Consider the following 12,151-nt stretch of genomic DNA (forward strand, 5'->3'; position numbering starts at 1 on the left):
AGCTTCACTAATAATCTAAGGGATAAGCAAAAAAAGATCGGACTTTTCCCAAAGAATAAGAGTAATATTTTTACTATTGGAAGGCTTGGTTTATAATTGTTGATGGCAGAAGATGCCTGTCCTATCACTAATCCTAGGTTTTTTGAAAAATTTGTCTTGCAAAACGATTAGATTTTCAGAAAACAGCTCTCACTAAACTTTATAGATTATCACAAGGAAAAGATGATAGAATGGATTTGTATGCTAAAAAATGGTAATGGAGGATTTCTAATGATTGAAGTTATCAATCTGAAAAAAGTGTTCGATAATGGGTTCGAAGCACTGAAGTCGGTGAACTTCACCATCGAAAAAGGTGATCTTGTTTGTTTACTGGGCCCTTCTGGTTGTGGTAAATCGACAATTTTGAATATGATCGCCGGTTTGCTCACCCCGACTTCTGGTGATGTACAGTTTGCAGGGGAATCAGTGGTTAAGACGGAACCAAAAGACCGAAATATCGGGTTTGTATTTCAAAACTATGCCCTGTACCCTCACATGACAACCTTTGAGAATGTCGTGTTTCCTTTGACTGTAGGTAAAAAGAAAAAGACCAAAGAAGAAGCCAAAGAGATTGCTGAGAAGTTCATGAAGCTGACCAATATCGAAGAGTTACGGGACAAAAAGCCTGGTACCCTGTCTGGGGGGCAACAACAACGGGTTGCCATCACGCGGGCCTTGGTGCAAAATCCTGACGTCTTGCTGCTAGATGAACCTTTGAGTAACTTGGATGCTCGGTTGCGGTTGAAAATTCGCGAAGAAATTCGTCGTCTGGTTAAAGAAGTCGGTATCACCACTATCTTTGTTACCCATGACCAAGAAGAAGCATTGTCCATCAGTGATAAAATCATCTTGATGAACGAAGGTGTGGTCCAACAAGATGATGATCCACAAAACCTATACTTAGAACCTGCCAATTTGTTTGTTGCTCAATTCATTGGAAATCCTATCATCAATATTTTGCCGGTGGAAGTTCGTGATGGTCAGATGCATTATGAAACTTTCAGCGTGCCAGTCGATCGTTTTGTCAAAGAACGTTTCAAAGCCGCCATGCCAGATGGCAAATATGTTTTGGGGATTCGCCCTGAAGATGTCTTGCCAGTGGCCGGTGAGGGAGCATTTGCAGCTACTGTCCACGGGGTCGAATTAATCGGTCGAGAACGTATTTTAAACTTTGAAATCGGTAGCCATCATTTGAAATCCATCGTCAGCATCGAAAATGAGATCCAAGAAGGAGCCGAGCTGACCTTTGATTTTGCCTATCAGAAAGCCTTCATCTTTGAAGAAGATGGGACAAGGATTTACTGATGTTTAAAAAGAATACTTACAATCCAGAAAACCAACCGAAAGCATGGCTCTTCCTTCTGCCATCTTTGGTAGTCATCTTCGTCTTTTCCATTTATCCGCTGTTGCGTTCATTGGTGATGAGTTTCGAAAAAGGCTCGTTGATCAACATGCGTCCAGCTGGCGTGGAAAACTATCAAAAAATCTTGCAAGATCCCGTCTTTTGGCGGGCATTGAAAAATACCGCTGTCTATGCCTTTTTGACCGTGCCAGTGGCTTTGGTCTTAGGGCTGGGAATTGCTTGGATTATTTTTGAAAAGATCAAACACAAAAGTTTTTTTGAAACAATTTTCTTCATGCCTTATGTTACCAGTACCATTGCTATCGGGATTGTCTTTCGCTATTTCTTCAATGGCGACTATGGGATTATCAACTATGGCTTGAGTTTCTTCGGGATCAAAGGCCTTGATTGGTTAGACAGTGTCGACTTATCCATGCCAACGCTGATTATCTTCGGTGTTTGGACTTCCTTGGCATTTAACATCATTATCTTGTTAGGTGGCTTACGCAATATCGACGAAGAGCATTACAAGATTGCTAAAATGTTTGGCGCAACTGATGGGGAAATTTTCCGCCGTATCACGTTGCCGCAATTGGTACCGACGATGACCTTCTTATTGACGGTGAATATCATCGGGGCCTTCAAAGTGTACACCCAAGTTTACGCATTGTTTGCTGGCCAAGCCGGGATCGCTAACAGTGCGGTGACTGCCGTATACTACATTTACGACAAGTTCCATATTGCTGGACGTCCAGGTGTGGCCATGGCAGCGACTGTCGTTTTGTTCTTAGTCATTTTGCTTTGTACCTTTATTCAACGCAAAATCATCAAGAAAGTGGGGGAATAAGCTGTGAAACGCGTCGTTAATCTTATCTGTTATCTCTTTTTGGCGATTATGGCCATCATTACTGTTTTCCCATTTATCTATATGGTTTTGGGAGGTTTGATGACTCGGACGGAAGTTACCAGTATTCCCCCGACGATTATTCCTTCCCATTTACAGTTTGGCAACTTTGCGGAAGTGTTTGAAAAAGCGCCTTTTGTTCGCTACTTCATCAATACCGTCTTTGTTTCTGCGGTGACCACTTTTGCCACCTTAGTCACAGCGGTCTTGGCTTCTTTTGCCTTGACGAGCCTTGAATTTAAGTTTAAAAAAGTCGTCATTGCAATCATGGTTGCGTTACTGATGGTACCTTATGAATCCATCATCTTTACCAACTTCAATACCATTGCTCAGTTGGGCTTATTGAATACCTATGGCGCTTTGATTATTCCGTTTTTGACCAGTATCTTCTATATTTACTATTTGAATAGTTACCTCAATGGGATTTCCTTGTCTTATTACAAAGCTGCCAAAATCGATGGCGCCAGCGACTTGGAATATATTCGCAAAATCTTGTTGCCAATGATCAAGCCAGCCTTGACTACGGTAGGGATTTTGACCTTTATCGCAAGTTGGAATTCTTTCTTGTGGCCATTGTTGGTGACCAATGATAAAGACCACCGCCTGTTGAATAATGGGCTATCCGCCTTCACTACTGAAAGTGGGAGCGATGTTCACTTGCAATTGGCTGCGGCTACGTTAACTGTTATTCCAATCTTGATCATCTATTTCGTTTTCAGAAAAGAAATCATTCGCGGGGTGGCAAAAAATGGGATCAAAGGCTAAAACAGTCATCACTTTTCATAGTGGTATTTTAACCATTGGGGGGACCGTCATCGAAGTCAGCTATGGCGATGCGCATATTTTCTTTGACTTCGGGACGGAATACCGACCCGAACTAGGCTTAAAAGACGATCAGCTGAGCACGTTATTAGCCAATCGTCTGGTGCCTGAATTACCTGGAGTATACGATCCGCGGTTGGGTTATACCTATGAAGGAACGGCTAAAGAAGACTACCAAGAAACAGCCGTATTCCTTTCCCATGCCCACCTGGATCACTCCAAAATGATCAATTACTTGGATCCAAACGTTCCTTTATACACCTTGACGGAAACAGCAGCGATTTTGCGTTCTTTAAACCGTAATGGGGATTTCTTGATTCCCTCTCCTTTTGAAGCCCCTCATTTCACTCGGGAGATGACAGGACTCAGCGCTGGTGAGACGGTGACTATCGGTGAAATCAGTGTGACGATTCTTCCAGTGGATCATGATGCCTATGGTGCAGCAGCCTTGTTGATTCACACGCCAGACAAGTTTCTAGTGTATACCGGTGATTTACGTCTCCATGGCTACGATCGCCAATTGACATTAGACTTTTGTAAAGCAGCAGCCGGTTGTGACCTCTTGATGATGGAAGGTGTTAGTATTTCCTTTGATGATCGCGAGGAAGATCCGGATACGATGGAGCTTCTCAGTGAAGAAGATTTGATTCAACAACTGGTGAAGCTAGTGGCGGAAAATCCTAAGCGACAGTTGACCTTCAATGGCTATCCGGCTAACGTCAAGCGCTTTGCTGAAATCATCAAACGCGCCCCACGGACGGTGGTCTTGGAAGCCAATCAGGCAGCCTTACTACAAGAAGTATTGGGGCTGACGGTAGCCTATTATTATTTGCCAGGAGCGGCGAAAATTACGAGCCTTGCCCCTGAATTGGAACTTTCTTTGGTGGACTTGCAACAAGATGACCACCAGTATTTGTGGCAGATTGTCACTGATTTTGAAACACTCCAGCCTGGGAGTCTTTATTTCCATTTGGATGCGCAACCCCTAGGTGATTTTGACCCTGATTATGCCCCTTTCTTGGAATTGTTAGCTAAACTTGAGGTGACTTTTGTCCGCCTAGCTTGTTCTGGGCATGCTTTCCCTGAAGCTTTAGCTGAGATTATCCACTTGATCCACCCTAAAACTTTGGTTCCAATCCATACGCTGAAGCCGGAAAAACTGGTGAATCCGTATGGTGAAAGAATACTTCCCACTCGTGGGGAGTCAATCTCATAAAAACTTTTTTAGAAGGAGAGTCAAAAATGAAGTTCAAAAAAATGGGTACTGTGATGTTGGCTGCAGCAGCAACCGTTGCTTTAGCAGCGTGCGGCAACTCCAACAACGACAAAGGTAGCGACAAAGAAAGCAGTGATATCGTTACAAAAATCGACAAGGAGACCAAAATCACTTTCTGGCATGCCATGAACGATGCCCAAGAAGATGCTTTGGAAAAGATTGTCGCTGATTTTCAAAAAGAAAATCCAAATATCAAAGTAACCTTGCAAAACCAAGGCCAATACTCTGATATGCAAGCGAAAATCAATTCTACCTTGCAATCACCAAAAGATTTGCCAACCATCACCCAAGCATACCCAGGTTGGTTGTACAATGCCGCTCAAGAAGATATGTTGGTAGACTTGAATCCATACATGGAAGACAAAACAATCGGTTGGGCTGCGGACAAACAAGAAGAAATCCGTCCAGCTTTGTTAAAAGGTGCGGAAATCGATGGCAAACAATACGGTATTCCATTTAATAAATCGACTGAAGCCTTGGTTTACAATGCCGATATGTTGAAAGAATACGGTGTTGAAGTTCCTACAACGATGGAAGAATTTGCTCAAGCTTGTAAAGATATCTACGAAAAATCCAACCATGAAGTTGTCGGTGGCGGTTTCGACTCTCTAAATAACTACTATACAATCGGTATGGAAAACAAAGGTGTCGAATTCACTAAAGATTTGAAATTGGATAGCGACGAATCCAAAGAAGTTATCAACTACTACTTGGATGGGATCAAAGACGGTTCTATGCGTATCGCCGGCAGTGACAAATACTTGTCTGGTCCTTTCGCTAACGAAAAAGTAGCAATGTTTATCGGTTCTATCGCTGGTGAAGGCTACGTGAAGAGCGATACAGAAGGTAAATTTGAATACGGTGTGGCTCCTCGTCCTGACAAAATCAACATCCAACAAGGGACTGACGTGTACATGTTTGCTGAAGCTACTCCTGAACAACGGACTGCTGCTTACATGTTGTTGAAATACATGTCTCAACCTGATGTGCAATTGTACTGGGCAGAACAAACTGGCTACATGCCAATTGTTGAATCTGTTTTGGAATCTGATGAATACAAATCTTCAAAAGAAACCAAAGTACCAGCAATCTTGGAAGAAGCTACGAAAGACTTGTTCGCATTGCCTGTAACTGAAAATGCAGACCCTGCTTACAACCAAGTGCGTACAATCATGGAAAACATCTTGGCTAATCCAAAAGATGATACGGACAAAATGATCAAACAAGGGGTTTCTGAATTGGAATCTGCTTGGAATCAATAAGAATCACCAGTCTTAAGTAAGTGAAAAAACCGGGTTCCGCTATGCTGGCGGGCCCGGTTTTTGCTAGTTACTAGCCATTTTAGTGGGCTGACAGAAGAGAGGGGCAGTTGCTAAAATCTCGAGTGTCGGGGGGATTTTTCAGCGATTCTCTTTGGAAATAGCGCCTTTTTTGATACTATGACAATGTCAAAGGAAAATCCGCTGGCAATATCTGCGGAAATCCAATCTGAACAAGAAGGACTGTATAGGATGAAATTAACAATCTTGGCCACCAGTGATATGCATGGCTATGTATTACCGACAAACTATGCCGAAGTGGGGCAGGATTTGCCGATTGGTGTGGCAAAAGTGGCGACGAAAATGCAGGAACGCCAGCTGGCTGCAGGGGCGGATGCAGTGTTAAAAATCGAAAATGGAGACTTTATCCAAGGATCGCCATTGAGCTATTATATCGCCAAACAACCGCAACATACGGCAGCGGATTTGACTCAAGTCATCAATCAGCTAGGCTATGATGTGGGGGTGCTGGGCAATCACGAATTTAACTACGGAATTGATTATTTGCAACAGGCGATTGCTAGCTACCAGCATCCAATTTTGGCAGCAAATGTGTTAGGGGCAAACGGACGGCCGTTTTTCGGACAACCCTATGTGATTTTGGAAAAAGCTGGTGTCAAAGTGGCGGTGCTAGGTGTGGTCACTCAGTACATTCCTCATTGGGAACAACCGACGACGATTGCGGGGCTGACGTTTAAAGGCTTGGTGGAAACAGCTAAACAATATGTACCAAAACTACGAGAATTGGCAGATGTCGTCGTTGTGGCCTATCACGGTGGCTTTGAACGGGATTTAACAACCGGCGAGCCAACGGAATTGCTCACCGGTGAAAATGAAGGGTGGCAACTGCTTCATGAAGTGGCAGGAATTGATGCCTTAGTCACCGGCCATCAACACCGGGAAATTGCCACGGTAATCAACGGAGTACCAGTAGTTCAACCAGGCTCCCGCGGCGCTTTTGTCGGAGAAATTACGCTAGACTTGGAGCGTGAAGCAGAAACCAATCAGGTGAAGATCCTCCATGCCGAAGCGGCCATTCACAGCGTGGCAGATGTCAAACCGGATGAAGCGATACTGGCTTCGATAGCCAAGCTAAGCGAGGATCTGGAAGTTTGGCTAGATCAATCAGTGGGACAAGTCAAAGGGGATATGCGCATTGCTGATCCCATGATGGCTCGGTTCCATGAACACCCTTACGTAGAATTTATCAATAAGGTCCAAATGGCTGCCAGCGGGGCTAAGATTTCCGGTACAGCTTTGTTCAATAACGAAGGCCGGGGCTTTGGTAACACCATCACCATGCGGGACATCATCACCAACTATATCTATCCGAATACCTTGGCTGTTTCTCGCATTAGTGGAGCGGATTTAAAAGCTGCTCTAGAACAAACAGCGGATTACTTGAAACTGACGGAAGCTGGGAAGTTGGTCTTCAATCCCCGCTTTATCAAACCAAAACCTCAGTACTACAACTACGATATGTACGAAGGGGTGGACTATACCCTGGATATGACCCAACCCAAAGGCCAACGAGTGACTCGCTTGCAGTTTGAGGGCCATGACGTCGCCCCTGATGAGGAACTAGAAGTGGTTATTAATCAATACCGAGCAGTTGGTGGTGGCAACTACGCCATGTTCACCCCGGAAAAAATCATCCGAGAAGTCCAAATCGACATGACCGAACTGATTGCCGACTATCTGCGGGAACATCCGGTGCTAGACGCTACGGTGAATGATAATTTTGTGGTGCTGCCGGAACAATAAAGGATAAGGATACAATGGATAATTCCTAAGCCTCGAGCATGTTCTCGAGGCTTTTTTCGTATCTTCTATTGCAGAGATCAATCTGCGAAAAACTAGTAAGGGGGAAGCCTATGAAATTGTATCGGGTAATGAAGGAACATAAGCTGCGGCAAAGTGTTTTTTATGGTTGGTTGCGAGATGCGGGGCTGATTCAGAAGGTGGATACGGGATATGTGGTAGGTAAAAAGGCACTGGCGGGAATGGAGACGATTACAGCACGAGAGGTGGGGACGGATGGTCATATTTTGCGGGAACAGACCCAAGTGGCGATTGCCGATGCTGCGATTCCCGAGCTTTTGAGACGGTATGAGGCCTCAGGATTATCCAATCGTTACCAGCAAGTGCTGAAGCCCGGCAAAGAGGTGGATATCAAGGAACAACTACAGCAGATGACAGACCTGTTGTCCCAACTCCAAACAGACATTCATCTGCTTTTGGAACAAACGATGAAAGAAGATTAGCCTACATCATTATTTTGTTTCATAGAGATGGAATGGATGTGATTTTATCTTCTTAAAACTGCAAAATACTAGTGTTTTATGTAGTATTTGTGTTTGTTACAAAGATTTTCAAAAAGACGGCTATATTCTGAAAATTGTGGATGATAAAGAATCTGTAAAAGTCAGCTAAGAGTTCTCTTACTTCACTGGCTTTTTATAAAAGAAGTGCGTATACTTCCTTGGTAATGAGGCTGTGTCGTCGGTCAGATGTTTTTGCGATACAGGTGGTCACAAGTTGGGACAGTTTACTGACAACTCTGTGGCAAGCGGCGAACTCGCTGAACCGCTTTTCAAGGAGAAAGGAAGTGTAGACGTTGGATTGGCAGACACTTTTTGCCCTCGTGGCAGAAAACTGTAATAAGGAAGTTCCTATCGAAGTCAGCAATGAACTTTGTTATGTCTATCGAACGAAGAAAAAAGGGTTCCCTTTTAGTAAAACAATCACCGCCTGTCAAAAGACGGCATTTGCTCGCAATGAATTGCCAGAGATCATGGATTTCTTGAATAAACATGGCTATTGCGCAAAAATCATGCAGCAAGCATAAAGACACCGGATGAAGCGATCCGATCTAAACAAGCACCCACCCACGAAGTCATCAGTGATTTTCGGGGTGGGTGTTTTTGTGTAGGCAAAGCGGAAAAGACTTCCTTGCTGTGCTATTGTTTGGTATGCTAAAAGGGACAGAAGGGTATAGGAGGAAGTAAGATGTTATCTAAATTGACGAAGCTAGCTTTTCTTTTGTTTAGTCTTTTACTCATATTCACCGGATGTAATTCTGAAAACAGTCAAAAAGACTTAACGAAAATTCCCGAGTCTAAAAGATTACTCTATTCAGGCAATCGTGAGTTAAGTAAAGACCAAATCGGTGAGCAACTCGGGGAAGTTAAGCAGAACATCGATCCAGATAAAAGCCAACAATTAAACGACTGGGAATCGCAAAATCTACCCGTAGGCACCAGAATTTACTGTGTTGTTGGAAGGATAGACGACGCCGAGGGGGACTATTTTGCCTATGAAAAACAGGGGCATTTCTACTTGTTTTATGAGTTTTTTGGTTCTGTTGCAAAGTTTTAAATCTACTATCAAATAAGGTAGAATAATAGAAAAAGATAGCAGGAGGAATGACGATGAATCATTTTAAAGGAAAGCAATTTCAGCAGGATGTGATTATTGTAGCCGTGGGCTACTATCTTCGTTATAACCTTAGCTATCGTGAAGTTCAAGAAATCTTATATGATCGTGGCATTAACGTTTCTCATACGACGATTTATCGTTGGGTGCAAGAATATGGCAAACTACTCTATCAAATTTGGAAAAAGAAAAATAAAAAATCCTTTTATTCATGGAAAATGGATGAAACGTACATCAAAATTAAAGGAAAATGGCATTATTTGTATCGAGCCATCGATGCAGATGGTTTAACCTTAGATATTTGGTTACGTAAAAAACGGGACACACAAGCAGCCTATGCTTTTCTTAAGCGGTTAGTGAAGCAGTTTGATGAACCGAAGGTTGTAGTCACAGATAAAGCCCCCTCTATTACAAGTGCCTTTAAGAAACTAAAAGAATACGGCTTTTATCAAGGGACAGAACATCGTACCATTAAATACCTGAATAATTTGATTGAACAAGACCATCGTCCAGTAAAGAGACGCAATAAATTCTATCGAAGTTTACGCACTGCCTCTACCACGATTAAAGGCATGGAAGCCATTCGAGGATTATATAAGAAAACCCGAAAAGAAGGCACTCTCTTCGGGTTTTCGGTCTGTACTGAAATCAAGGTATTATTGGGAATCCCAGCTTAAATCATAGATACCGTAAGGGATTTTATTCTTTATTTAAAACTTTGCAACAGAACCGTTTATTTATTAGAAGAAGTTTCGCCTTATGAAATAGCGTTATCTCTTCGACCGAGCGCTTATTTTTCACATTATAGTGCTCTAGTTATAAATGATCTCACTGAAAACAATCCTAAAGACATATATATTAATAATGAACAAACCAAGAAACCTATAGATAAAAGTAATGCTATACTAACTCAAAAAAAAGTTGACTATGCTTTTTCAAAACCTATGAGACGAACAAATAATATAGCTAAATTTAATTATAAAAAAATAGAATATAAGGTTTATATGTTAAACGGTAAAAATACAAATAAATTAGGCGTAGTGACTAAACAACCAATTGGTTTTTCTCGACCAGTTAAGGTAACTAATTTAGAAAGAACGCTTATAGATATAGTGGTTAGACCTCCCTATTCGGGTGGTGTAGAAGAAATTGCAAATTCTTTTCGTAACGCTTCTAATGACGTTTCTGTAAACAAGTTAATTTCCTATTTAAGAAAAATAAACTATGTATATCCCTATGAAAATGCTGCTTTATTTTATTCTAATAAAGCTAAGTACTCTCAAAACAAAATTAATCTGCTCAGTAAGTATATAGCAGAAAAGAACAGTAACATTGATTTTTATCTTGATTATCAAATGGTAGATAAAGTTTTGGATTCTAAAGCAAGAGTTTACTACCCTGGGATAATGAAAAAAGTAGAAATTGAAGCGGATCTTGTAGAAGTAGATTTAGAAGAATACGAAGGTGCTCTTGGAATACCAATAATATCGGATATTAATTTTTACTCAGAAGGCCTAATAATTGAAAATAATCGTTTAAATAGATTAAAAAATTCTCTAATCAACATAGAATTGAATCATTTTGAATTAGAAAGCAATCAAGAAGAGGAAGTACGCGATATTTTAGAAAATGAGTACAATATTGATACGTCTAAAATTGAGATCCTAATTAATGCATGAATTGAATAGAAAAAGCAATTCTAAACGTATCACCTACAAATAGGAATAACTATAAGAATACACTATTATGCTTAAAATAGTGTATCAATAATCTTGTTTTATCAATGTTGAATTTATTTGAATTGTCTACAGATTAACTACTTATTGACAAAACAATGCTTAGATAGCTATACTTCATTCAAACGTTCGTTTGAATGGGGGTGGTTAAATTAATGAACGCAGAAGTATGTACAACTAACAGTATACATAAAGAAAAAGTAGCTAGTGTTAAAAACAATTTAAAAGATAAAGACCTTTCAACTTTACTTATATTAGGAAAATGTTTTAGCGATTCTTCTAGGATTAAAATTTTTTATACTTTAGAAACTTATAAGGAGATGTGCGTTTGTGATTTAGCGGCGATACTTAATGCTAGTATTGCTACAACGTCACACCATTTACGTTTTTTGAAAAAGAACGAAATAGCAAAATCACGTCAAGATGGAAAAGTAGTTTATTATTCTTTAGCGAATGAAGAGATACTTTCCGCTGTGCAGGATTTTCTAAAGTTGTCAGAAAATATATCTATGAAAATTTAGTTTGGAGGAAGTTATTTTGTTACAAAGTATTTTATCAGCTCTCGCTGTTTACGTTTCTACCAGCATTGATTATTTATTTATCTTGCTGATTATTTTTTCTCAAAGTCATACAAAAAAAGGGCTCCGTCAGATTTTTTGGGGTCAATATCTAGGAACAGGTATCTTAGTAGCCGTAAGTTTATTTGCAGCATATGTGCTGAATTTCATTCCGCAAGATTGGATCATTGGGCTTCTCGGTCTAATTCCGATTTTCTTAGGAATCAGAGTGGCATTGGTTGGCGAAGAGGAGGAAGAAGAAGAGGAAGTCGTTGAAAAGCTTGAATCAAGAGGAACAAACCGCTTCTTTTGGACCGTTGCCTTAATAACAATTGCTTCTGGTGGCGATAACTTAGGGATTTATATTCCTTACTTTGCCTCGTTATCTTTTTCAGAGATTGTCACCGCTCTAATCGTATTTGCTATTTCTGTTGCGGTTCTTTGCTATATCAGTTACAAATTAGCCAAGATTTCTTTTGTTTCCGAAACCTTAGAAAAATATGAACGAATCCTTGTTCCTATAGTGTTTATTGGCTTAGGAATTTATATTTTGATAGAAAATGGGACGATTCAAACACTATTAAATTTTATATAAACAACTACGATAGTGAAGTTCAAATAAAAAAAGACAGCGAGATTTTAACGAAGCTGCTGAAAAAGTTAAATAACTTTGGCTACATAAAACAAAATTTGTTTTATGTAGTTTTTTTTTCTTCATTTA

Annotated in this window: 13 protein-coding genes; all 13 read left to right on the forward strand. The window is 40.7% G+C overall.

Going from position 1 to position 12,151, the window contains the following annotated elements; genetic code table 11:
- The first annotated feature begins 270 nt into the window (after positions 1–270).
- The 13 genes from ACO03U_RS12675 (at position 271) to ACO03U_RS12735 (ending at position 12,025) form a co-directional block, all read left to right on the forward strand.
- Positions 271–1,344: an ABC transporter ATP-binding protein gene (locus ACO03U_RS12675; protein WP_161869040.1), complete on the forward strand. Its 1,074-nt coding sequence runs from the start codon at positions 271–273 to the stop codon at positions 1,342–1,344.
- Positions 1,344–2,228 (forward strand): carbohydrate ABC transporter permease, encoded by an 885-nt coding sequence (locus ACO03U_RS12680; protein ID WP_161869039.1) that lies wholly within the window; start codon positions 1,344–1,346, stop codon positions 2,226–2,228. The genes ACO03U_RS12675 and ACO03U_RS12680 overlap by 1 nt, the downstream gene beginning before the upstream one ends.
- A 48-nt stretch (positions 2,229–2,276) precedes the next feature.
- Positions 2,277–3,050, forward strand: coding sequence for a carbohydrate ABC transporter permease (locus ACO03U_RS12685; RefSeq protein ID WP_416336786.1), 774 nt, complete (start codon positions 2,277–2,279; stop codon positions 3,048–3,050).
- A complete protein-coding gene (locus ACO03U_RS12690) occupies positions 3,034–4,323 on the forward strand; it encodes an MBL fold metallo-hydrolase (protein WP_204687848.1) in 1,290 nt (429 codons plus the stop codon). Before ACO03U_RS12685 ends, ACO03U_RS12690 begins: the two co-directional genes overlap by 17 nt.
- A gap of 26 nt (positions 4,324–4,349) precedes the next feature.
- Positions 4,350–5,645, forward strand: coding sequence for an extracellular solute-binding protein (locus ACO03U_RS12695; RefSeq protein ID WP_204687850.1), 1,296 nt, complete (start codon positions 4,350–4,352; stop codon positions 5,643–5,645).
- 249 nt (positions 5,646–5,894) lie between these two features.
- Positions 5,895–7,466 carry a bifunctional metallophosphatase/5'-nucleotidase gene (locus ACO03U_RS12700; protein ID WP_204687852.1) on the forward strand — a complete coding sequence of 524 codons (1,572 nt, stop codon included), beginning with the start codon at positions 5,895–5,897 and terminating at the stop codon, positions 7,464–7,466.
- Positions 7,467–7,576: 110 nt separating this feature from the next.
- Positions 7,577–7,966, forward strand: coding sequence for a hypothetical protein (locus ACO03U_RS12705; RefSeq protein WP_204687854.1), 390 nt, complete (start codon positions 7,577–7,579; stop codon positions 7,964–7,966).
- Between the two features lie 353 nt (positions 7,967–8,319).
- Positions 8,320–8,550, forward strand: coding sequence for a hypothetical protein (locus ACO03U_RS12710; RefSeq protein WP_161869033.1), 231 nt, complete (start codon positions 8,320–8,322; stop codon positions 8,548–8,550).
- Positions 8,551–8,711: 161 nt separating this feature from the next.
- The gene (locus ACO03U_RS12715) at positions 8,712–9,080 is read left to right on the forward strand and encodes a hypothetical protein (protein ID WP_204687856.1); all 369 of its coding nucleotides are present in this window, start codon (positions 8,712–8,714) and stop codon (positions 9,078–9,080) included.
- 53 nt (positions 9,081–9,133) lie between these two features.
- Positions 9,134–9,814, forward strand: coding sequence for an IS6-like element IS1216 family transposase (locus ACO03U_RS12720; RefSeq protein ID WP_001015311.1), 681 nt, complete (start codon positions 9,134–9,136; stop codon positions 9,812–9,814).
- Between the two features lie 327 nt (positions 9,815–10,141).
- Positions 10,142–10,816 (forward strand): hypothetical protein, encoded by a 675-nt coding sequence (locus ACO03U_RS12725; RefSeq protein WP_204687858.1) that lies wholly within the window; start codon positions 10,142–10,144, stop codon positions 10,814–10,816.
- Positions 10,817–11,028: 212 nt separating this feature from the next.
- The gene (locus ACO03U_RS12730) at positions 11,029–11,394 is read left to right on the forward strand and encodes an ArsR/SmtB family transcription factor (protein WP_010620829.1); all 366 of its coding nucleotides are present in this window, start codon (positions 11,029–11,031) and stop codon (positions 11,392–11,394) included.
- Between the two features lie 16 nt (positions 11,395–11,410).
- On the forward strand, positions 11,411–12,025 hold the full coding sequence (locus ACO03U_RS12735) for a CadD family cadmium resistance transporter (RefSeq protein ID WP_010620830.1): 615 nt from the start codon (positions 11,411–11,413) through the stop codon (positions 12,023–12,025).
- Positions 12,026–12,151 lie beyond the last annotated feature (126 nt).

Source organism: Enterococcus diestrammenae (assembly GCF_049384045.1).
In the GTDB taxonomy this organism is placed as follows: Bacteria; Bacillota; Bacilli; order Lactobacillales; family Enterococcaceae; genus Enterococcus_C; species Enterococcus_C diestrammenae.